This window comes from Pseudomonas urmiensis (genome assembly GCF_014268815.2).
Lineage (GTDB): Bacteria > Pseudomonadota > Gammaproteobacteria > Pseudomonadales > Pseudomonadaceae > Aquipseudomonas > Aquipseudomonas urmiensis.
In genome coordinates this window covers 4,468,086-4,488,586 of sequence record NZ_JABWRE020000001.1, presented here as the reverse complement: position 1 = coordinate 4,488,586, position 20,501 = coordinate 4,468,086, and the positions used below count along the sequence as shown (strand labels likewise).

Sequence of the window (20,501 nt, the reverse complement as noted above, 5' to 3'; positions counted from 1 at the left end):
GTTTCCTTCAGGACTGATCGTTCATTCTAGTGGGTTGTGCTGGCTGACGTGGAGTGCCGTCGTCGGCGCAGTCACAGCGGTGCAGTTCGCCGCTGTCGACGTTGTACAAGGTCAAGGCACCGCCCCATACGCAGCCGGTGTCCAGGGCTACCACGCCGGGCGCATGAACGCGCCCTTCGAGGGCCGCCCAGTGACCGAAGATGATCTTCACGTGGCGCGAACGGCGGTCTTTGTGGGCGAACCAGGGCTTGTAACCTTTGGGCGCGGTGTCCAGGCCTTCCTTGCTCTTGAGGTCGAGCTTGCCTTCGGCGGTACAGAAGCGCATGCGGGTGAAGTAATTGGTGATTACCCGCAGGCGCTCGACGCCGGTCAGCTTGTTGCTCCACTTGTTCGGCTCGTTGCCGTACATGCCATCCAGGTAGAGCTTCAGGCGGGCATCGTCACGCAGCACCTCTTCAACTTCTGCGGCCAGCTCCAAGGCTTTACCCAGGGTCCATTGCGGCGGAATGCCAGCATGCACCAGGGCAACGCCGCGCGGCTCGTCGTAATGCAACAGCTTCTGCTGGCGCAACCAGTCGAGCAGTTGGTCGGCGTCGGGCGCTTCGATGATTTCGCGCAGGGTATCGCTTTTCTTCAGGCGTTCGATGTTGTGCCAGGCGGCCAGCAGATGCAGGTCGTGATTACCCAGCACGCATACCAGCGATTGGCGGATCGAATACAAAAAGCGCAGGGTTTCCAGCGACTCAGGGCCGCGATTGACCAGGTCGCCGACCAGCCACAGGCGGTCGACGGCAGGGTTGAAGTGCACACGTTCGAGCAGGCATTTAAGCGGTTGCAGGCAGCCTTGCAGGTCACCGACAGCGTACACAGCCATCAGTGCAGGGCCCCGGGTACGGCCAGGCGGAACGGCGCGATGGCGGCGTCGAAGCGTTTGCCGTCTTCGGCGAACATCTGGTAGCTGCCCTGCATGGCACCGACGCGGGTGCTGATCACAGCGCCACTGCTGTAGGTATGGCTCTGGCCCGGCTCGATCAGCGGCTGCTGGCCAACTACGCCTGCGCCGCGAACCTCTTCGACTTCACCATCACCATTGGTAATCAGCCAGTGCCGGGACATCAGCTTGGCGGATACCGTGCCGTTGTTCTGTACGGTAATGGTGTAGGCGAAGGCGAAACGCTCGTTGTCGGGATCGGATTGTTCTTTGAGATAGCGGGTGACGACGCTGACGTCGATCTGATAGCGGGGGTCGGACATGCAAGGGCCTTGAGCAAACACGCAATTGCGGCAATGGATGCAGTCTAGGCCATTGGAGGGGCTGGAAGCCAGTTGTGGAACTATTGCCCTTGGGCAGTCGATCGCGGGGCAGGGGCTGCCCCGCGATCAGTCGCGGTCAGTTGCTCGGCTGTTGCTCAGCCAGCTTGTCGGCCAGGCGCACGAACGCGGCCAGGTCGAGCTGCTCGGGACGCAGGCTGCCGTCTACGCCAGCGGCTTCGATGGCCTGGCTGTCGAGCAGGCCCTTGAGGGTGTTGCGCAGGGTCTTGCGGCGCTGGTTGAAGGCTTCGCGCACCACCCGCTCAAGCAGCAGCGGATCCTTGGCGGGGAACGGCAGCACTTCATGCGGGACCAGGCGCACGATGGCCGAGTCGACTTTCGGCGGCGGGTTGAACGCCCCTGGGCCGACGTTGAACAGGTGTTCGACCCGGCAGTGGTACTGCACCATGATCGACAGGCGGCCCCAATCACCGCCGCCTGGGCCTGCGGCCATGCGCTCGACCACTTCCTTTTGCAGCATGAAGTGCATGTCGCGAATCAGCCCAGCGTGGCTGAGCAGGTGGAAGATCAATGGCGTGGAGATGTTGTAGGGCAGGTTGCCGACGACTTTCAAGCTGCGCTGCGGCACGCCCAGTTGGTTGAAGTCGAACTTCAGCGCGTCACCCTGGTGCAGGCGGAAGTTGTCGCGACCGGCGAACTTGTGCTGAAGAATCGGCACCAGGTCTTTGTCCAGCTCGACCACGTCCAGCTGCGCACCGCTGCCTAGCAGGCCTTCAGTGAGTGCGCCCTGGCCCGGGCCGATTTCCAGCAGGTGCTCACCGGGCTTGGCGTGAATGGCGCGCAGGATGCGGTCGATGATGCCGGCGTCGTGCAGGAAGTTCTGGCCGAAGCGCTTGCGCGCCCGGTGTTGGTAGTGCTCGTTCATGGTCGGTTCTCGGCCATCTGGTAGGCGGTGTGCAACGCGACGCGCAGGCTGCCGGTGTCGACCTTGCCAGTGCCGGCAAGGTCCAGAGCCGTGCCGTGGTCAACCGAGGTACGGATGATCGGCAGGCCCAGGGTGACGTTGACGGCCGCGCCGAAACCTTTGTACTTGAGTACCGGCAGGCCTTGGTCGTGGTACATCGCCAGCACCGCGTCGCAGTGCTCCAGATATTTGGGGGTAAACAGGGTATCGGCTGGCAGTGGGCCGCGCAGGTCCATTCCTTCATTGCGCAGGCGTTGCAGTGCAGGCTCGATGATGTCGATTTCTTCGCGGCCCAGATGGCCGCCTTCACCGGCGTGCGGATTGAGCCCGCACACCAGGATGCGTGGCGTGGCAATACCGAATTTGTCGCGCAGATCAGCGTGCAGAATGCGCGTGACCCGCTCCAGGCGCTCGCCAGTGATGGCATCGGCGATATCGCGCAGGGGCAGGTGAGTGGTCACCAGCGCCACGCGCAGGCCGTGGGTGGCAAGCATCATCACCACTTGGCTGGTGTGGGTCAGTTCGGCGAGAAACTCGGTATGCCCGGAGAAGGCAATCCCGCTTTCATTGATCACGCCCTTGTGTACTGGGGCGGTGATCATACCCGCGAAGTGTCCGTCCAGGCAGCCTTGGCCAGCCCGGGTCAGGGTCTGCAGTACGAACGCCGCGTTGGCTTTGTCCAGCTGCCCTGGCACCACGCTTGCGGCCAGTGGCGTATCCCAGACGTACAGGCTCCCGGCAGGCGCTGCCTGGTCGGGCCATGTGTCGGGGGTAACCGGCAGCAGACTGACCGCCAGCCCCAGCTGCGCGGCCCGCTCGGCGAGCAGGTCACGGCTGGTGATGGCAATCAGGGGATGAGGCTGGGCCTCGGTGGCGAGCAGCAGGCACAGGTCAGGACCTATGCCAGCAGGCTCGCCGGGCGTGACGGCGAAGCGCAGGGGCTTCACTGGGCGGCCTGGTCAGCGCCAGGCAGCTTGATCTCAACGTAGGCTTCGTCGCGGATCTGGCGCAGCCAGGTCTGCAGCTCTTCGTCGTATTTGCGGTTACGCAGGACGGTCAGGGCTTGTTGCTCGCGAGCCTGTTCAGTGCTGTCGGTGGCGCGACGGCCCAGCACTTCCAGCACATGCCAGCCGTACTGGGTACGGAATGGCTTGGTGACTTGGCCTTGCTGGGCATTGGCCATTTGCTCGCGGAACTCTGGCACCAGGCTGTTCGGATCGACCCAGTTGAGGTCGCCGCCGTTGAGCGCCGAACCTGGATCTTCCGAGAAGCTTTTCGCCAGGGTGGCGAAGTCTTCACCGTTCTGGATGCGGTCGTAGAGTTTCTCGGCCAGTTGTTCGGTGGCCGCTTCGCTACGGATTTCGCTCGGCTTGATCAGGATGTGGCGCACGTGCACTTCGTCACGCAGCACGCTTTCGCTGCCGCCGCGCTTCTCCTCGAGCTTGATGATGAGGAAGCCGCTAGGTATGCGCAGAGGCTGGGAGATGTCGCCAACGGCCATGCTGCTGAGCAGCTTGGCAAACTCTGGCGGCAGCTGGGCGGCTTTACGCCAGCCCATTTCGCCGCCTTCCAGGGCGTTCTCGCTGGCCGAATGCTCGATGGCCATCTGGCCAAAGTCCTTGCCTTGCTTGAGCTGCTGGTAAATATCGCCAACCCGGCCAGCGGCCGCCTGGATGGCTTGCGAGTTGGCGCCGTCCGGGGTTGGGATAAGGATATTGGCCAGGCGGTACTCTTCCGACATCTGCATCTTGCCCAGGTCCGAGGCGAGGAAGTTCTTTACTTCCTGCTCGGAAACCTGAATGCGCTCAGCTACCCGACGCTGGCGCACACGGCTGATGATCATCTCGCGCTTGACCTGCTCGCGAGCGTCTTCGAACGACAAGCCGTCACGGGCCAGGGCGGCGCGGAACTGATCCAGCGACATGCCGTTGCGCTGGGCAATGGTGGCGATGGCCTGGTTCAGTTCTTCATCGGTGATGCGGATGCCCGAGCGTTCGCCAATCTGCAGTTGCAGGTTTTCGACGATCAGGCGTTCCAGGACCTGTTGATCCAGTGCGCCCGGAGGTGGAGTGCCGCCGCCGCGCTTGGCGATGGTTTGCTCGACCTCACGGACCCGCTGGTCCAGCTGGCTCTTCATGACCACGTCGTTATCGACGATGGCCACGACACTGTCCAAAGGTTGTACCGCGGCATGCACCGCGCCACTCAGCATTACAGCGCCCAGCATCAGCGGGCGCAGGCGATCAATAAGCTTGGTCTTCACGTGTACGGTAACCTTGAATGCCTTTGTCGAGGAAGGTCTCGACCTTGTTGCCCACCACGCCACCGAGGCCTTTCAGCACGATCTGCAGGAAGACACCGTGGTCGCCTTTTTCGTTCTGTGGAACGGCCTGGCTGAAGTCGTCGTAGTCGATCCAGTAACGGTTGATCAGGCGCAGTTTCCAGCAGCAGTTGTCGTACTCGAAACCGCCCATGGCTTCCAGGGTGCGGTTGCGGTTGTAGTCATGCTGCCAACGTGCGATGACGCTCCACTGCGGCACGATCGGCCAGATGACCGAGAAGTCGTGCTGCTGGATCTTGTAGTAGTCCTTGATGTAGTTCGGGTCGCCAGGCGTACCGTAGTCGCTGGCGCCCACCTGCCAGCGGCCAGTCGCCGAATCGTAGCGCACCAAGTCGTTGCGGTAGCGATAGCCGAGGTTGACGATCTTGTTCGGCTCGTCTTCTGGCTGGTAGTGGAACATCGCGCTACCCGAACGTGGGCTGCGGCTGTCCGGATCCCAGTTGTAGTCGGAGTTGAAGCGCCAGTCGCGGTTGAAGGCGAATTGGTACTCGAGCGCGATAGGCGATACGTCGGACTGAGCATCCTCGCGGCCGCGCCAGTCAATACCTGGCAGCTGGACCTTGCGGTCTTTGAAGTACAGCGCCTGGCCGATGCTGAAGCGTTGACGCTCGAAGCCGTTTTCCTCGATCCAGCGGTTGGTTACACCCAGCGACAGCTTGTTCTCGTCACCGATCCGGTCAGAGCCGCTGAAGCGGTTGTCGCGGAACAGCGAGGTATAGTTGAAGTAGGTTTCACCGGTATCGAAGACTGGAATGTCCTTCTGATCTTCGTATGGAACGTAGAGATAGTACAGGCGCGGCTCAAGGGTCTGGCGGTAGTTCTTGCCGAACCATTGGGTGCTGCGGTCGAAGTACAGGCCGCTGTCGACGCTGAGGACCGGCACGCTGCGGCTTTGCGAACTCGAGAAGTTGCCCTGCAGATCACGTACGGCATCGGAAGCGTTGGCGAGATCATTTTTGCCTTTGCCATCGAGGTCGAGGTCGTAATGGGTGTAGACGTACTTCAGCGTTGGCTTGATGTAGCCGTAACTGGCCTCAAGTGGCAGGCTGATCGCTGGCGCAGCATTCAGGCGGGTACCGTTGGCGCGGGCCAGGCCGAAGACGTTCTGGTCGATGCGACCACCATCTCGACGAACGCTGGTATCGAGCTCGCCATCTTCATTGAAGACGCTACCGCTCTTGAGATCACGTTCGAAGCGCACGGCTTCAGTCTTGTAGCTGAAGTCCAGACCGCCCGGGTGGTACGGCAGCATGCCGTTCAGGGTGATCTGAGGCAGCTTGTCGTATGGCGTGATACGAGAAATGGTGGCCATTTCGTAGGCGTGTGCATTCAAGCGTGCGGTGTAACCTTCGCCACGATAGGTCAGGGCGCCTTGCTGGTTGACCACCTCACGGCTTTCCACGCCGATCTGATCTGTCTCCAGATCCTGGAAGTAGAACGGATCACTGATGTCGGTGTAGTCGACTTCAGTCATCAGGCGCTCATCGAGGCCGCCTTTGTGCTGCCAGTTGATCATCCAGCGCCGATCTTTGTAGTCGGTCTGGTCTTTACGATCGTCGTTCTTGTCGTTCAGGTAGCCGCCACCGAACTGACCTTCGCTCGATTTGGTCAGGTAGCGGAACTCGCCTTCCATCAGCAAGCCGCGCTTGGTCATGTAGCGCGGGTACAACGTAGCGTCGTAGTTCGGCGCCAGGTTGAAGTAGTACGGCGTGACCAGCATGAAGCCGGTGTCGCTGCTGGTGCTGAACGAAGGTGGCAGGAAGCCGGACTGGCGACGGTCGTCGATCGGGAAGTAGATGTACGGTGTGTAGAACACCGGGAAATCCTTGACCCGCAGGGTGACGTTGGTCGCGGTACCGAAGCCGGTAGCCGGGTTCAGGGTGATGTTGTTGCCCTTGAGCTGCCAGGCGTTGCTGCCAGGCTCACAGGTGGTGTAGGTACCATCCTTGAGGCGGATGATGGCGTTCTCGCCACGCTTGGCGTACAGCGCGTTACCGCGGATGCGCGACTTGTGCATCACGTATTCGGCGTTGTCGACCTGGGCTTCACCGGTGTCGAGCTGGATCTGCGCCTCGTCGCCAACTACCAGCGAGCCGTTGTCACGGATCTTGACGTTGCCCTTGAGCTCGCCACGGTTCTCGGTCTGGTAGAGGTTGGCCTCGTCGGCTTCGACCTGCATGCTGCCCTGGCGCATGACCACGTCACCGGCCAGAGTAGCGATCTGCTGCTCTTGCTGGTACTTGGAGACCTTGGCATTGATGTAGGTCGGCGACTCGTCCTTGGGCGTGGTGTCGTCCATGCCAGGGCGGATCGGCTCGACATAGGCGCCAGCGCAGTACGGGCCAGTCTCGGCCAGCTGGGCAGCGGTGAGCTTCTCGCGCGGGACCCAGTCCAGATGGCTGTAGTCTTCGCTGCGGGTTTTCAGGCCACGGCCTTTGGCCTCGGTGACCAGCATCGGCTTGGGCTCGCCATCGGCGCCGACTTCAGTGGTCTCGGCTTCGGTGCCGGAACTGAGCGCAGCGCCATCGTGCACAGGGCGCGGCGGCAAGTTGCTGACAGAGGTTTTGGGCTTGCAGTCCCAACCACCGGAGGCGGACACTTGGCAGTCAAACTGCTCGGCAGCCACCACGTACGAGGTGGCCAGTGGTTGCAGTACCAGCAAACCGCCAGTGACCAACAACGGAAACTTTCTACGAAACGCGGGGGATTTCAATGCCATCTTATTAGTCCGGGCTTCCTGCGTGCCATCTGCCCGCGTGTGGGGCCGCACGCCTCTCGATGGTCTGAAAAAGATGCTGGATAATAAAGCATGACCCGCTTGACGGCTAGGGCCGTCGGAGACCCTTGTAATGCCCGATCATGATCTACGCCTTGAACTACTCAAAGACTGGCTCAAACAGCAACTGCTCGCCCTGTTCCAGATAAACGGCTGGGGCGAGCTGCCCGAAGGTACTCTAACCGCCGCCAGCAGTGACGCGAGCTTCCGTCGTTATTTCCGCTGGCAGGGCGCCAATCGCAGCTTTGTGGTCATGGATGCACCGCCACCGCAGGAAAACTGCCGTCCCTTCGTCGAGATCGATCACTTGTTGGCCAGCGCCGATGTGCATGTGCCGCTGATTCATGCCCAGGACCTGGAGCGCGGCTTCCTGTTGCTCGGCGATCTCGGCCACCAGACATACCTGGACATTATTAACTCTGAGAATGCCGATGGCCTGTTCGCCGATGCCATCGACGCCCTGTTGGCCTTGCAGCGCCTGCCCATGACCGCGCCGCTGCCCAGCTATGACGATGCCTTGCTGCGCCGTGAGCTGGAGCTGTTCCCAGAGTGGTACGTCGGCCGCGAGCTCGGTGTCGCCCTGACTGCAACGCAGCTAGCTACCTGGCAGCGCGTCAGCCAGTTGTTGATCGACAGCGCGTTGGCCCAGCCCAAGGTGCTGGTGCACCGCGACTACATGCCGCGCAACCTGATGCACAGCGAGCCCAATCCTGGCGTGCTGGACTTCCAGGATGCGGTCTACGGCCCAGTCACCTACGACATTACCTGCCTGTTCAAGGATGCTTTCCTCAGCTGGCCGCAGGCGCGGGTAGAGGGTTGGTTGGGTGATTACTGGGAGAAGGCGCGGGTCGCTGGCATTCCAGTGCAATCCGATTTCGAGGCATTTCACCGCGCCAGCGACCTGATGGGCGTGCAGCGTCACCTCAAGGTGATCGGTATCTTCGCGCGCATCTGCCACCGCGACGGCAAGCCGCGTTACCTCGGCGACGTTCCGCGTTTCTTCGCCTATATAGATGAAGTGATCGGCCGCCGGCCGGAATTGGCTGAGCTGGGTGCACTGATCGCTGAACTGAAGGCAGCTCGTCCATGAAGGCAATGATCCTGGCGGCGGGCAAGGGTGAGCGCATGCGCCCGCTGACCCTGCACACTCCAAAACCACTGGTGCCGGTGGCTGGACAGCCGCTGATCGAGTATCACCTGCGCGCCCTGGCTGCAGCCGGTGTCAGCGAAGTGGTGATCAACCACGCCTGGCTGGGGCAGCAGATCGAAGATCACCTGGGCGATGGCAGCCGCTTTGGCTTGACCATCCGCTATTCGGCCGAAGGCGAGCCGCTGGAGACCGGTGGCGGAATCTTCAAGGCGCTGCCAATGCTGGGCGAGGCGCCGTTTCTGTTGGTCAACGGCGATGTCTGGAGCGACTACGATTTTCGCCAGTTGAATAAACCGCTCGAGGGTTTGGCTCATCTGGTGCTGGTCGACAACCCAGGGCACCACGGCCGGGGCGACTTCCGTTTGCAGGGCGCGCAGGTGGTCGATGGCGACGATGCCCCGGGGACGCTGACCTTCAGCGGCATCTCGGTGCTGGATCCGGCGTTGTTCGCAGGTTGCCAGCCTGGTGCTTTCAAACTGGCGCCGTTGCTTCGTCAAGCGATGGCCCAGGGCAAGGTAACCGGTGAACGTCATGGCGGCCTCTGGGTCGACGTTGGCACCCTGGAGCGCTTGGCCGAGGTTGAGCGCTTGATTGGCGAGCGCGCCTGACATGTGGTGGCCGAGCACAGTGATTGGTGCTGGAGCGGGCTTTGCAGTGGCCAGTATCCCTGGCGCATTGCTGGGCGCCTTGCTAGGTCAGGCCATGGACCGACGCCTGCGGCTGCGCGGTTGGGAGGATGTGCGCGAGCGCCTGGGCGGGCGCCCGGCGCTGCGCGATGAAGAGCTGTTGTTCGTGCTGCTCGGGCGGCTGGCCAAGAGCGATGGCCGGGTAGCGGACGGGCATATCCAGCAGGCGCGTCAGGAGATGGCGCGGCTGGACATGGCCGAGCCAGCCCGATTGCGGGCGATTGCCGCATTCAATCGTGGCAAGTCCGGCAAGGACCGGCTAGGCCGCTATCTGCACCGCATCAAGCAGCAGCCACATGCCGCAGAAGGTACGCTGCGTGCGTGCTGGCGGATGGTGTGGGCCGATGGCAAGGCCGGGCGCCAGGAGCGTGATCTGGTCTTGACTTGGGGGCAACAGCTGGGGCTGAGTCGGCGCCAGGCGCAAGCGCTGTCGCTGGAGTACGAACCGCGCAAGACCACCGCCGAGGGCGCGACCTTGACCTATGCGGCGGCGTTGCGCCTGCTCGGGGTTGAGGCGGATACCGCGGGGGACAAGGTCAAACAGGCTTATCGGCGCCTGCTGAGCCGGCACCATCCTGACAAGTTGGTGGGCAATGGCGCCAGTGAGGCGCAGGTGCGTGAGGCGACCGAGAAAACCCGGGAGCTGCATCAGGCCTATGCGTTGATTCGCAAGCGTCGAGGGTTGTAGGGCCTGGGTGTGAGGTGGTCGCTGCTGGCCTTATCGCGGGGCAAGCTCGCTCCCACGCCCCCCCGTATAGAAAATTCGGCGTGGGAGCGGGCTTGCCCCGCGATGAGGCCATTGAATCCGCCAGGTTACTCCTGCGGCGACAGCCATCCTCGAACCCGCCGGAACAGCTGCTCTTGCTCTGCGGTCTTGTTGCCTGGCATGGCAATCAGCGACAACTGCCGATATTGACTGTCCTTCTGCCGCTTGCTGGCTTGCAAGCGCAATTGGGCTGCGTGCCGATCGCCAGTACGGGTGGCGTAATAGAGATCGGCGGCTGGCACCTTGAGCGTCGGCGTCAGGCTCTCCAGGTCATGCTCCACCCGGGCCGGGGTCTGCGCCGCGACCATCACCAGCTTCTGCACCTGCGGCGGTTGCTTTTCGCTCAGGTAGCGCGCCGCCCAATAGGCGCCGCTGCCATTACCTAACAGCACGATGCTGCGGGCTTTCTGCTCCTGGGCATAGGCCACGGCCGCGTCCAGCCGGGCAAAGATCCGCTCGGCGTCGGCCTGATCGTTGTGTTCGCTGGCCTCGACGGCATCGGTGCTCTGCGCGGTATCGGCCTCGGGCGCGGTGGCCTGGGCGACATTGGCATTGGCATCTGCAGGGGTGTCCTTGGCTGGAGCGCTTTCGCCAGTGCCTTTCTCAGGCTGCGGCGCAGGCGTGCTCTCGACGCGCGCCTGGGGGCTGTCAGCGAGCAAGTCCGGCAGACTCACGCTCAGGGTGTGCCAGCCCGCATCAGGGAATTTGCTTCGCAGAGGGCCGACCGTGGTTGGCCAATCGGCATTTTCTCCAGCGCCCGGCACGATGATCAGCGCACCTTTAGGGTCGCTGTCGTTGGCCGGTTTCCACAATGCCAGGAAGCTCTCGTTACCGGCCTGCAACGTTTGTTGCTCAGCTTTGGCCACCCGGCGTTCGAGCGCCTGGGCATCTTCCTGGCTACGTTCGAGCAGCGCAGCGCGCGGGCTGGGGGCGGCAGCTTCAGCGGCCGGTGCGGCCTTCTCGGCGTCTTCGGCCTGTGCGCCCAGCGGTAGGATCGAGGCCAGGCAGAACATTGCCAGCGTCGTGCGATAAAGTGTCAACATGAATCAACCCAAGGCCAGAATGATACCGGCAGCCTAATAGTATTTGTCCGCGACGGCCACGAGTGATGGCCGCGCTTGCCAAGACGAGCGTAGAGATGAAGCGAATGCGTCGCCTGTTGGTTATCGGCTGCTTGTGCCTGCCCTTGATCGCTTTGGCCAGGCCCACGCCTGCGCCGACGGTGGCGCTGGAACCGGACCAGCAGCAATGGCTGGAAGAGCATCGCAGCCTACGTGTTGGCCTGGTGCTGCAAGCGCCGTACGCGCAGTTCGACCGGCGCCTGCAGCAGCTATATGGGGCCAATGTCGAGTTGGTCAACTGGCTGGCCCAGGCGCTGCGCCTGGATCTGACCTGGCGCAACTTCGCCGACCAAGCGGCGCTGGAGCATGCGCTGCAGGCCGGTGAGATCGATTTCGCCCCAGGCCTTACGCAAACCCCAGCCAGTCTGCGCTTGTGGTTGTTCAGCGATCCCTACATGCGCGTCCCGCAATTGATGGTCGGCCCGCGTACCGGCGCGGTGGCGGTCGAGCTTGAAAAACTTGGCGCGGGTGAGCGGGTTGCGGTGCGCATGCCCAGCGCCCTGGCCGATTACCTGCGGGGCAACTACGCCAACCTCAACCTGCAGGGTGTACCTAACGAACGCCAGGCCCTGCAGTTGCTGCTGGGCGGGCAGGCGAGCTATGCCGTGTTGGACGAGGCCCAGCTCAGCCGGTTGTCGCGCGAGAGTGAGTTCAGTGATCTGGCGGTGGTCGGCGATATCGGCCTGCCACAGTTGCTGCGGGTTGGCTCCAGGCGTGATTGGCCGTTACTGGCCGATGTGCTGGAGCGCGGTCTACAGGCCATGCCAGCCAAAGAGCTGGAGCAGTTGCACCAGCGCTGGCTGCAACCGAAGTATCCGCGCCTGAGTGACAGCACAGGCTTCTGGCAGAATTTGGCGCTGCTGTTCGGCATGCTGCTGCTGTGCGCCATCGCCACGCTGGTCTGGCAGCGTCGCCAGCAGCGGCAGTTGGAGCGCAGCCTGCTGGCGGCCAGGGATAACCTGCATGAACGCCAGGCGCGGGAAGAAGCGCTGCGTTTGAGCCAGTTCTCCATCGACCAGAGCACCGTGGGCATTCTCTGGGTCAATTGGGACAGTCATGTGCGCTACGCCAACCATGCCGCAGAACGCATGCTGGGGTATGGCGAAGGCGAACTGCTCGAGCGGCCGTTGATCGATTTCGAGCCGAATCTGCAAATGGATCGCTGGCTTGAACTGTGGAAGCGTGCCCGCACCGGTGATGGCGGCGCCCAGCAGTTCGAAAGCCAGTGCCTGCGCGCCGACGGCAGCCTGCTGCCGGTCGACCTGTCGCTGAGCTTTCTGCGTTTTCGCGATGCCGAGTACCTGGTGGTGTTCCTCACCGATGTTACCGAGCGCCGCCGTGCCCTGGCCGCCCTGCGCGAAAGCGAGGCGCGGCTCAAGGGCATCGCTGGCAACGTGCCGGGGCTGGTGTTCCGCCTGGAGCGTGATCCGGCCGAGGGCGATTTGGAGTTTCCCTACATCAGTGAAGGCAGCGAGGCGTTGGTGGGCTACGCGCCGGCGGCGATCCAGCACCCTGAGATGGGCCTGCGCAACTTGGTCCATCCGCAGGACCGCGCCGACTATCACCGCGTCCAGGACCTGGCCCTGGCCAATAATCAGGACTGGTCCTGGCAGGGGCGCATCCTCACCCGCCAGGGCGAGCAGCGCTGGGCCGATATCAAGGCCAGTACCCGGCGCCTGGCCGATGGCCGGGTGGTGTGGGACGGCGTGGTCTGGGACATCACCCAGAGCAAGCGGGCCGAGCTGGCCCTGGCGCAATCTCAAGGGCAGCTGCGCGAGTTGTCGGCGCACCTGGAAAGCGTGCGCGAGGAAGAGAAAGCGCGTATCGCCCGAGAGGTACACGATGAGCTGGGGCAGATGCTCACCGTGCTAAAGCTTGAGGTGTCGATGTGCGAGCTGGCCTATGCCGAACTCGACCCTGGGCTCAACGAACGCCTGACCAGCATGAAGCGCCTGATCGCCCAGCTGTTCCAACTGGTGCGTGACGTGGCCACCGCGCTGCGTCCGCCGATCCTGGATGCGGGCATCGCTTCGGCCATTGAATGGCAGGCGCGGCGTTTCGAGGCGCGCACGCAGATTCCTTGCCTGGTGCAAGTGCCGGAGCATCTGCCTGCATTGAGTGACGCCAAGGCCACGGGGTTATTTCGCATCCTTCAGGAGGCATTGACCAACGTGATGCGCCACGCTCAGGCTCATACCGTGCAGATCGAACTGGTGCACGAGCATGACGTACTGCGCATGAGCGTCATCGATGATGGGGTGGGTTTTTGCACCGATCAGGCCAGGCCGACGTCCTTTGGCCTGGTGGGGATGCGCGAGCGGGTCCTGATGCTTGGCGGCAGCATGACTCTGGACAGTGAGCCGGGTGAAGGCAGTAGCCTGAGTGTGAGCATTCCTCTGGATTAGGAGAGTAAGCGTGATTCGAGTGCTGGTGGCCGAAGACCACACCATAGTTCGTGAAGGCATCAAGCAGCTGATCGGCCTGGCCAAGGACATGCAGGTGGCGGGGGAGGCCGGCAATGGCGAGCAACTGCTCGAGACCCTGCGCCACACCCCTTGTGAAGTGGTATTGCTGGATATCTCCATGCCTGGGGTTAATGGCTTGGAGGCGATCCCGCGGATTCGCGCGTTGAACAACCCGCCAGCGATCCTGATGTTGTCGATGCATGATGAAGCGCAGATGGCCGCCCGCGCCTTGAAAGCGGGCGCCGCTGGCTATGCCACCAAGGACAGCGATCCGGCGCTGTTGCTCACCGCTATTCGCCGGGTAGCCGGAGGCGCGCGCTATATCGACCCATCGCTGGCCGACCGGATGGTCTTCGAGGTTGGCCTGACCGAGACCCGGCCGCTGCATACCTTGCTTTCGGAACGTGAGTTCTCGGTCTTCGAGCGCCTCGCCCAAGGCGCCAACGTCAACGACATCGCCCAGCAACTGGCGCTGTCGAGCAAGACCATCAGCACCCACAAGGCGCGACTGATGCAGAAGCTCAAGGTCAACTCGCTGGCCGAGCTGGTCAAGTACGCCATGGAGCACAAGTTGGTGTGAGTGTTCTGCTTGCGACATGGCCAGGTTCCCGGCTCGCCCCATACCCGTAGGAGCGGGCTTGCCCCGTGATGGCGCAAAGCCAGGCAATAGAGGAGGCTGCGCCGGCGTTATCGCAGGGCAAGCCCGCTCCCACTTAGCGATTGATTTATCTGTGGGCGTCAGCCTTGTAGGGCAATCCCTACACGCAATCTTCCAACTGGATGATGGCATTCTCTCAGCACCCCCGATTTGCGGGCACTTGCGCCTTCTCTAACCTTCACTCACGCAGTCATCCAACAAGAAGGTGCAGGCATGAGCGAGGCGAATTCGAACGCTGCCACCAGCGAGACGCTGGTCAGTTTCCGTGGTGTGCAGAAGAGCTACGACGGCGAATCGCTGATCGTCAAAGACCTCAACCTGGACATCCGCAAGGGCGAGTTCCTCACCTTGCTGGGCCCTTCCGGTTCGGGCAAGACCACCAGCCTGATGATGCTGGCCGGCTTCGAAACGCCCACCGCTGGCGAGATCCAGCTGGCGGGTCGCTCGATCAACAACGTGCCGCCGCACAAGCGCGACATTGGCATGGTGTTCCAGAACTACGCGCTGTTCCCGCATATGACCGTGGCCGAGAACCTGGCCTTCCCCTTGAGCGTGCGCAACCTGAGCAAGACCGACATCAGCGAGCGGGTCAAGCGCGTGCTCGGCATGGTCCAGCTCGATGCCTTCGCCAAGCGCTACCCAGGCCAGCTCTCCGGTGGCCAGCAACAGCGGGTGGCCCTGGCCCGTGCGCTGGTGTTCGAGCCGCAGCTGGTGCTGATGGACGAGCCACTCGGCGCCCTCGACAAGCAGCTGCGCGAACACATGCAGATGGAGATCAAGCACATCCACCAGCGCCTTGGCGTAACCGTGGTGTACGTGACCCACGACCAGGGCGAAGCGTTGACCATGTCCGACCGTGTGGCGGTGTTCCATCAAGGTGAAATCCAGCAGATCGCCGACCCGCGCACCCTCTATGAAGAGCCGCGCAACACCTTCGTCGCCAACTTCATCGGCGAGAACAACCGCCTCAACGGCACCCTGCTGGCGCGCAATGGCGAGCGTTGCCAGGTGCAGCTGGCGCGTGGCGAGCGGGTCGAGGCGCTGGCGGTCAACGTTGGCGAGGCGGGCGATCCGGTGACCTTGTCGATCCGCCCCGAGCGCGTACGGCTCAATGGCCACAGTGAAAGCTGCGTCAACCGTTTCTCCGGGCGGGTGGCCGAGTTCATCTACCTGGGCGACCACGTACGGGTGCGCCTGGAAGTCTGCGGCAAAGGCGACTTCTTCGTGAAGCAGCCGATTGCCGAACTCGACCCGGCCCTGGCCGTGGGCGATGTGGTACCGCTTGGCTGGGAGGTCGAGCACGCTCGCGCGCTCGACCCGATTGCCGAAGCCCACTGATGGTTCGCTTAACCAACCCTGTACTGTGGAGAGAATAATAATGCGCAAGCAGTTGAAACTGACCGCCCTGGCCCTCGGCCTGTTCGCCGCAGGCCATGCCCTGGCCGCGGACTTGACCGTGGTGTCGTTCGGCGGGGCCAACAAGGCCGCCCAGGTCAAGGCGTTCTACGAGCCGTGGGAGAAGGCTGGCAAGGGCAAGATCGTCGCTGGCGAGTACAACGGCGAGATGGCCAAGGTCAAAGCCATGGTCGACACCAAGAGCGTGTCGTGGAACCTGGTCGAGGTCGAGTCGCCGGAGCTGGCCCGTGGTTGCGACGAGGGCATGTTCGAAGAGCTCGACCCGGCGCTGTTCGGTGACGAGGCCGACTACGTGCCAGGCGCCATCCAGCCATGCGGCGTGGGCTTCTTCGTCTGGTCCACGGTCCTGGCGTACAACGCCGACAAGCTCAAGACCGCACCTACCAGCTGGGCCGATTTCTGGGACACCAAGCAGTTCCCGGGCAAGCGTGGCCTGCGCAAGGGCGCCAAATACACCCTGGAATTCGCCCTGATGGCTGACGGCGTCGCGCCCAAGGACGTGTACAAGGTGCTCGCGACCAAAGAGGGTGTAGACCGCGCCTTCAAGAAACTCGACGAGCTCAAGCCGAGCATTCAGTGGTGGGAAGCCGGCGCCCAGCCGCCACAGTACCTGGCCTCGGGTGACGTGGTCATGAGCTCGGCCTACAACGGCCGGATCGCCGCGGTACAGAAAGAGAGCAACCTCAAAGTGGTGTGGAACGGCGGCATCTACGACTTCGACGCCTGGGCCATCCCCAAAGGCGCCAAGGACGTGGAAGAGGCGAAGAAGTTCATCGCCTACACCGTGCAGCCCGAGCAGCAGAAGACCTATTCGGAAAACATCGCCTACGGCCCGGCCAACTCCAAGGCCGTACCGCTGCTGGCCGATGCCGTGAAGAAAGACATGCCGACCACGCCTGAGAACATCGCCAACCAGGTGCAGATCGACGTGGCCTTCTGGGCCGACAACAGCGAGCAACTGGAGCAACGCTTCAACGCTTGGGCTGCGAAGAAGTAACTGCGCCATCGGAGCGCCGGGCATCTCCGGCGCTCCCTGTTTCCCAGATTTTCGGAGTTCGCCATGGCCATTGCAGTGCCCCTTAAAGAAGGCGCAGGTCCAAACCTGAAACAGCGCCTCAAGCATGCCGAGCGGGTCAACCGCTGGAAGGCCCAGGCGTTGATCGCGCCGCTGGCGCTGTTCCTGCTGCTGGTGTTCCTGGTGCCGATCGCGGCGCTGTTGTACAAAAGCGTCGGCAACCCCGAGGTGGTCGCCGGCCTGCCGCGGACCGTCGAGGCGATCGAGCAGTGGGATGGCAAAAGCCTACCGGGCGAAGAGGTCTACAAGGCGCTGAGCCTGGACCTGCCCGAGGCGCGCAAGAACCAGACCCTGGGCGATCTGTCCAAACGCTTGAACATGGAGCTGGCCGGTTATCGCAGCCTGCTGTCGAAGACTGCGCGGGCGCTGCCGTTGAAGACTGAACCTGGCTCTTATAAAGAAGCACTGCAAACCCTCGATGAGCGTTGGGGCGATCCGGCCTATTGGCAGGCGATCCGCCGCAATACCAGCACCGTCACCCCGTATTACTTGCTGGCCTCGGTCGACCATCGTATCGATGACCTGGGTGAGCTGGCCAAGGCCACGCCAGACCAGGCGATCTACCTGGATATTTTCGCCCGCACCCTGTGGATGGGTGTGGTGATCACTGTTATCTGCTTGTTGTTGGCCTACCCGTTGGCTTATCTGCTAGCCAACCTGCCAACCCGGCAGAGCAACTTGTTGATGATCCTGGTGCTGTTGCCGTTCTGGACCTCGATCCTGGTGCGGGTCGCGGCCTGGATCGTGCTGTTGCAGTCGGGTGGATTGATCAACAGTGCGCTGATGGCCATGGGCATCATCGATGAGCCGCTGGAGTTGGTGTTCAACCGCACAGGTGTGTACATCTCGATGGTGCACATCCTGCTGCCGTTCATGATCCTGCCGCTGTACAGCGTGATGAAGGGCATCTCGCCGAGCTATATGCGCGCCGCAATCTCGCTGGGTTGCCATCCGTTCGCCAGTTTCTGGCGGGTGTACTTCCCGCAGACCTACGCTGGCGTGGGCGCTGGCTGCTTGTTGGTGTTCATCCTGGCCATCGGCTACTACATCACCCCGGCGTTGCTGGGCAGCCCGAACGACCAGATGGTCAGCTATTTCGTCGCCTTCTATACCAACACCAGCATCAACTGGGGCATGGCCACTGCGTTGGGCGGGCTGTTGCTGCTGGCGACCGTGCTGTTGTACCTGATCTATAGCTGGCTGGTGGGCGCTAGCCGCCTGCGCTTGAGCTGAGGAGCCTTGTCATGCTGAGTCCATACATGTCGCCCGTGGAGCGGGTCTGGTTCTACAGCCTGCGGATTCTCTGCGGCTTGATCCTGTTGTTCCTGGTGCTGCCGGTGTTGGTGATCATCCCGCTGTCATTCAACAGCGGCAGTTTCCTGGTCTATCCCTTGCAGGGCTTCTCGCTGCAGTGGTACCACGACTTCTTCGCCTCGGCCGAGTGGATGCGGGCGTTGAAGAACAGCATCATCGTCGCCCCGGCGGCGACCGTGCTGGCCATGGTGTTCGGCACCCTGGCGGCGATTGGCCTGACTCGCGGCGACTTCCCCGGCAAATCGTTGGTGATGGCGCTGGTGATCTCGCCGATGGTGGTGCCGGTGGTGATCATTGGCGTGGCCAGCTACTTGTTCTTCGCCCCGCTGGGGATGGGCAACAGCTTCATCTCGCTGATTCTGGTGCATGCGGTGCTGGGTGTGCCCTTCGTCATCATCACCGTGTCGGCGACCTTGCAAGGCTTTAACTACAACCTGGTGCGGGCCGCAGCCAGCCTGGGGGCGTCGCCACTGACGGCGTTTCGGCGGGTGACCTTGCCTCTGATTGCCCCGGGGGTGATCTCCGGCGCGTTGTTCGCCTTTGCCACCTCGTTCGATGAAGTGGTAGTGACGCTGTTCCTGGCCGGGCCCGAGCAGGCGACCTTGCCGCGGCAGATGTTCAGCGGCATTCGCGAAAACCTCAGCCCGACCATTGCCGCAGCGGCGACGTTGCTGATCGCGTTCTCGGTGATTTTGCTGCTGACCCTGGAATGGTTGCGTGGGCGTAGTGAGAAGCTGCGTACTCAACAGCCCAGCTAAACCTCCGTGGGAGCGGGCTTGCCCCGCGATAGCGATCGAGTATTCGCAATCGCTATCGCGGGGCAAGCCCGCTCCCACGTATCCCCTAGTGATGCCCCCGCTGTCGGATCTTGCGCCAACTCGTCGACACGGATTGATACCAATCAGCCCGTATCGATTTCCCTGAGTTACAATGCGCGCCACCGTGATTCTGCCAACAGGTGCGCCATGCAGCCCTACGCTATTGCCCCCTCCATTCTTTCCGCCGATTTCGCCCGTCTGGGTGAGGACGTCGACAAGGTGCTGGCCGCCGGGGCCGACATCGTTCACTTCGATGTCATGGACAACCATTACGTCCCCAACCTGACCATCGGCCCGATGGTCTGCAGCGCCTTGCGCAAGTACGGCGTGACCGCGCCAATCGACGTGCACCTGATGGTCAGCCCAGTCGACCGGATCATCGGCGACTTCATCGAAGCCGGCGCGACCTACATCACCTTCCACCCAGAGGCCACCACGCACATCGACCGCTCGCTGCAGTTGATCCGCGATGGCGGTTGCAAGGCTGGCCTGGTGTTCAACCCGGCCACTGGCCTGGATGCATTGAAGTACGTGATGGACAAGATCGACATGGTCCTGCTGATGAGCGTCAACCCAGGCTTCGGCGGCCAGAAGTTCATCCCCGGCACCCTCGACAAGCTGCGTGAAGCGCGTGCGCTGATCGACGCCAGTGGCCGCGATATCCGCCTGGAGATCGATGGCGGCGTCAACGTCAACAACATCCGCGAGATCACCGCCGCTGGCGCTGATACCTTCGTTGCCGGCTCGGCGATCTTCAATGCCCCGGACTACCAGGAAGTGATCGCCAAGATGCGCGCCGAAATGGCCTTGGCCCGCCCATGAGTGGCTTCGAGCAGCTGTTCCCGGGGACGCTGCCCAGGCTGGTGATGTTCGATCTGGATGGCACGTTGATCGATTCAGTCCCCGACCTGGCCGCAGCCGTCGACCGCATGCTGCTCGAACTGGGTCGCCCGCCCGCTGGCCTTGAGGCGGTACGCCACTGGGTCGGCAATGGTGCTCAGGTTCTGGTCCGCCGTGCCCTGGCCGGCGGTCTTGAACATGAACAGGTAGACGATCAGCTGGCTGAACAGGGCCTGGCCTTGTTCATGGAGGCTTACGCCCAAAGCCATGAACTGACCGTGGTTTATCCTGGTGTGCGCGACACCCTGCGCTGGCTGCGCAAGCAGGGGGTGGAGATGGCGCTGATCACCAACAAGCCGGAGCGCTTCGTCGCGCCGTTGCTCGATCAGATGAAGATCGGCCGCTATTTTCGCTGGATCATCGGTGGCGACACCCTGCCACAGAAAAAGCCTGATCCGGCCGCCTTGCTGTTCGTGATGAAAATGGCCGGGGTCGAGCCTGGGCAAGCGCTGTTCGTCGGTGACTCGCGCAGCGATGTCCTGGCGGCCAAGGCTGCCGGGGTGAAGTGTGTCGGGCTGAGCTACGGCTACAACCATGGCCGACCGATCCATGAAGAAACCCCGAGCCTGGTGATCGATGATCTGCGTGCCCTGTTGCCTGGTTGCGTAGTCACCGACACTGGGATAACGTTGGCGGACCTTCAAGCCTCACAAGACAGAGAGTCCACCGTGGCGGTTACTGGCAAATTCTGGATGAAAGTCATCAAGGCCCTGGCCCGTTGGCGTTGGCGCGTCTGACTTCTGCCCGCCGGCCCCTGCCGGCACGTCCGTTTGCCCGAC

General features: G+C 62.6%; 18 protein-coding genes. 11 read left to right on the top strand and 7 right to left on the bottom strand.

What is annotated here, in order from left to right; all coding sequences use genetic code 11:
• Nucleotides 1–7: 7 nt before the first annotated feature.
• From HU737_RS20370 to HU737_RS20345, 6 genes are all read right to left on the bottom strand, one after another.
• On the bottom strand, nucleotides 8–874 hold the full coding sequence (locus HU737_RS20370; protein ID WP_186552683.1) for a symmetrical bis(5'-nucleosyl)-tetraphosphatase: 867 nt from the start codon (nucleotides 872–874) through the stop codon (nucleotides 8–10).
• A complete protein-coding gene (apaG, locus tag HU737_RS20365) occupies nucleotides 874–1,254 on the bottom strand; it encodes a Co2+/Mg2+ efflux facilitator ApaG/CorD (protein WP_186552682.1) in 381 nt (126 codons plus the stop codon). The genes HU737_RS20370 and apaG overlap by 1 nt, the downstream gene beginning before the upstream one ends.
• A gap of 136 nt (nucleotides 1,255–1,390) precedes the next feature.
• Nucleotides 1,391–2,197, bottom strand: coding sequence for a 16S rRNA (adenine(1518)-N(6)/adenine(1519)-N(6))-dimethyltransferase RsmA (rsmA, locus tag HU737_RS20360; protein ID WP_186552681.1), 807 nt, complete (start codon nucleotides 2,195–2,197; stop codon nucleotides 1,391–1,393).
• Nucleotides 2,194–3,183, bottom strand: a complete 990-nt coding sequence (gene pdxA / locus HU737_RS20355) for a 4-hydroxythreonine-4-phosphate dehydrogenase PdxA (protein ID WP_186552680.1) — start codon at nucleotides 3,181–3,183, stop codon at nucleotides 2,194–2,196. Before pdxA ends, rsmA begins: the two co-directional genes overlap by 4 nt.
• Nucleotides 3,180–4,499, bottom strand: coding sequence for a peptidylprolyl isomerase (locus tag HU737_RS20350; RefSeq protein ID WP_186552679.1), 1,320 nt, complete (start codon nucleotides 4,497–4,499; stop codon nucleotides 3,180–3,182). Before HU737_RS20350 ends, pdxA begins: the two co-directional genes overlap by 4 nt.
• Nucleotides 4,480–7,296: an LPS-assembly protein LptD gene (locus HU737_RS20345; protein WP_186552678.1), complete on the bottom strand. Its 2,817-nt coding sequence runs from the start codon at nucleotides 7,294–7,296 to the stop codon at nucleotides 4,480–4,482. The genes HU737_RS20350 and HU737_RS20345 overlap by 20 nt, the downstream gene beginning before the upstream one ends.
• Nucleotides 7,297–7,426: 130 nt before the next feature.
• Between HU737_RS20345 and HU737_RS20340 the strand changes: the two genes are divergently transcribed.
• From HU737_RS20340 to HU737_RS20330, 3 genes are read left to right on the top strand one after another with little or no spacing between them, the layout of a single operon-like run.
• The gene (locus tag HU737_RS20340; RefSeq protein ID WP_186552677.1) at nucleotides 7,427–8,443 is read left to right on the top strand and encodes an aminoglycoside phosphotransferase family protein; all 1,017 of its coding nucleotides are present in this window, start codon (nucleotides 7,427–7,429) and stop codon (nucleotides 8,441–8,443) included.
• Complete coding sequence (gene murU, locus HU737_RS20335) at nucleotides 8,440–9,111, top strand: N-acetylmuramate alpha-1-phosphate uridylyltransferase MurU (RefSeq protein WP_186552676.1); 672 nt, start codon at nucleotides 8,440–8,442, stop codon at nucleotides 9,109–9,111. Before HU737_RS20340 ends, murU begins: the two co-directional genes overlap by 4 nt.
• Before the next feature lies 1 nt (nucleotide 9,112).
• Nucleotides 9,113–9,877, top strand: coding sequence for a TerB family tellurite resistance protein (locus HU737_RS20330; protein ID WP_186552675.1), 765 nt, complete (start codon nucleotides 9,113–9,115; stop codon nucleotides 9,875–9,877).
• 125 nt (nucleotides 9,878–10,002) lie between these two features.
• Here HU737_RS20330 and HU737_RS20325 read toward each other — a convergent pair whose 3' ends face one another.
• Nucleotides 10,003–10,998, bottom strand: coding sequence for an alpha/beta hydrolase family protein (locus HU737_RS20325; RefSeq protein WP_186552674.1), 996 nt, complete (start codon nucleotides 10,996–10,998; stop codon nucleotides 10,003–10,005).
• Nucleotides 10,999–11,093: 95 nt separating this feature from the next.
• Between HU737_RS20325 and HU737_RS20320 the strand changes: the two genes are divergently transcribed.
• From HU737_RS20320 to HU737_RS20285, 8 genes are all read left to right on the top strand, one after another.
• Entirely contained in the window at nucleotides 11,094–13,481 is a 2,388-nt protein-coding gene (locus tag HU737_RS20320; RefSeq protein WP_186552673.1) for a PAS domain-containing sensor histidine kinase, read from the top strand.
• Nucleotides 13,482–13,491: 10 nt separating this feature from the next.
• Nucleotides 13,492–14,121, top strand: a complete 630-nt coding sequence (locus HU737_RS20315; RefSeq protein ID WP_186552672.1) for a response regulator — start codon at nucleotides 13,492–13,494, stop codon at nucleotides 14,119–14,121.
• A 291-nt stretch (nucleotides 14,122–14,412) separates the two neighbouring features.
• Entirely contained in the window at nucleotides 14,413–15,537 is a 1,125-nt protein-coding gene (locus tag HU737_RS20310) for an ABC transporter ATP-binding protein (protein ID WP_186552671.1), read from the top strand.
• 40 nt (nucleotides 15,538–15,577) lie between these two features.
• Nucleotides 15,578–16,612, top strand: coding sequence for an ABC transporter substrate-binding protein (locus HU737_RS20305; RefSeq protein ID WP_186552670.1), 1,035 nt, complete (start codon nucleotides 15,578–15,580; stop codon nucleotides 16,610–16,612).
• 63 nt (nucleotides 16,613–16,675) lie between these two features.
• The gene (locus HU737_RS20300) at nucleotides 16,676–17,923 is read left to right on the top strand and encodes an ABC transporter permease (protein WP_186552669.1); all 1,248 of its coding nucleotides are present in this window, start codon (nucleotides 16,676–16,678) and stop codon (nucleotides 17,921–17,923) included.
• 11 nt (nucleotides 17,924–17,934) lie between these two features.
• Nucleotides 17,935–18,762: an ABC transporter permease gene (locus HU737_RS20295; protein WP_186552668.1), complete on the top strand. Its 828-nt coding sequence runs from the start codon at nucleotides 17,935–17,937 to the stop codon at nucleotides 18,760–18,762.
• Nucleotides 18,763–18,969: 207 nt separating this feature from the next.
• Nucleotides 18,970–19,644, top strand: a complete 675-nt coding sequence (gene rpe, locus HU737_RS20290) for a ribulose-phosphate 3-epimerase (protein WP_186552667.1) — start codon at nucleotides 18,970–18,972, stop codon at nucleotides 19,642–19,644.
• Nucleotides 19,641–20,459, top strand: coding sequence for a phosphoglycolate phosphatase (locus tag HU737_RS20285; protein ID WP_186552666.1), 819 nt, complete (start codon nucleotides 19,641–19,643; stop codon nucleotides 20,457–20,459). Before rpe ends, HU737_RS20285 begins: the two co-directional genes overlap by 4 nt.
• The last annotated feature ends 42 nt before the right edge of the window (nucleotides 20,460–20,501 follow it).

Bases quoted from the DNA above. Each gene is read 5' to 3' on its own strand.
- HU737_RS20370 (WP_186552683.1), bottom strand. From the start codon at position 874: ATGGCTGTGTACGCTGTCGGTGACCTGCAAGGCTGCCTGCAACCGCTT.
- apaG (WP_186552682.1), bottom strand. From the start codon at position 1,254: ATGTCCGACCCCCGCTATCAGATCGACGTCAGCGTCGTCACCCGCTAT.
- rsmA (WP_186552681.1), bottom strand. From the start codon at position 2,197: ATGAACGAGCACTACCAACACCGGGCGCGCAAGCGCTTCGGCCAGAAC.
- HU737_RS20345 (WP_186552678.1), bottom strand. From the start codon at position 7,296: ATGGCATTGAAATCCCCCGCGTTTCGTAGAAAGTTTCCGTTGTTGGTC.
- HU737_RS20340 (WP_186552677.1), top strand. From the start codon at position 7,427: ATGCCCGATCATGATCTACGCCTTGAACTACTCAAAGACTGGCTCAAA.
- murU (WP_186552676.1), top strand. From the start codon at position 8,440: ATGAAGGCAATGATCCTGGCGGCGGGCAAGGGTGAGCGCATGCGCCCG.
- HU737_RS20330 (WP_186552675.1), top strand. From the start codon at position 9,113: ATGTGGTGGCCGAGCACAGTGATTGGTGCTGGAGCGGGCTTTGCAGTG.
- HU737_RS20325 (WP_186552674.1), bottom strand. From the start codon at position 10,998: ATGTTGACACTTTATCGCACGACGCTGGCAATGTTCTGCCTGGCCTCG.
- HU737_RS20320 (WP_186552673.1), top strand. From the start codon at position 11,094: ATGAAGCGAATGCGTCGCCTGTTGGTTATCGGCTGCTTGTGCCTGCCC.
- HU737_RS20310 (WP_186552671.1), top strand. From the start codon at position 14,413: ATGAGCGAGGCGAATTCGAACGCTGCCACCAGCGAGACGCTGGTCAGT.
- HU737_RS20305 (WP_186552670.1), top strand. From the start codon at position 15,578: ATGCGCAAGCAGTTGAAACTGACCGCCCTGGCCCTCGGCCTGTTCGCC.
- HU737_RS20300 (WP_186552669.1), top strand. From the start codon at position 16,676: ATGGCCATTGCAGTGCCCCTTAAAGAAGGCGCAGGTCCAAACCTGAAA.
- HU737_RS20295 (WP_186552668.1), top strand. From the start codon at position 17,935: ATGCTGAGTCCATACATGTCGCCCGTGGAGCGGGTCTGGTTCTACAGC.
- rpe (WP_186552667.1), top strand. From the start codon at position 18,970: ATGCAGCCCTACGCTATTGCCCCCTCCATTCTTTCCGCCGATTTCGCC.
- HU737_RS20285 (WP_186552666.1), top strand. From the start codon at position 19,641: ATGAGTGGCTTCGAGCAGCTGTTCCCGGGGACGCTGCCCAGGCTGGTG.